Genomic DNA, 414 nt, shown 5'->3' on the forward strand with positions numbered 1-414 from the left:
GCGCTGCGCGAGTGGCGTGCGCGCGACCGGCCGCGGGGTGTGCTGGCGCAGCTGCTCAGCCGCTACCGCAGGGCGGTCACCCGGCAGCTGCTGCGGGAGGTGCGGGAGCTGCGGGCGGTGGGGATCCGGGTGCGGCTGCTCGCCCCGACCCAGGCCGACCTGGCGGTGATGGGCCCCAACATGATGGACCCGGCCCGGCGGGCCGCGGTGCTGGAGTCCGCGCTGATCACCAGCCGGGCGGCGCTCGGCGCGGCCGCGGGCTGACCCGGGGGACCGGCGGCCGGGGGGGGCGAGGTCCGGGGCGGGGCGCTTCTGGACGGGAGCCGCTGCGCTCCGGCCGGAACGGCTGCTCCTTGCTCGGGCGCGGGGCAGCGGATGTGCGGATCGGGCGGCCGGCGCAGCGTTGCGGCCGCG

1 pseudogene is annotated in these 414 nt (G+C 80.2%); it reads left to right on the forward strand.

Going from position 1 to position 414, the window contains the following annotated elements:
* Positions 1–264, forward strand: a pseudogene (locus AA75_RS37840) (hypothetical protein); the annotation flags it as partial.
* Positions 265–414 lie beyond the last annotated feature (150 nt).

Origin of the sequence: Kitasatospora sp. MBT63 (genome assembly GCF_000710465.2) — a bacterium.
Taxonomy (GTDB): Bacteria; Actinomycetota; Actinomycetes; order Streptomycetales; family Streptomycetaceae; genus Kitasatospora.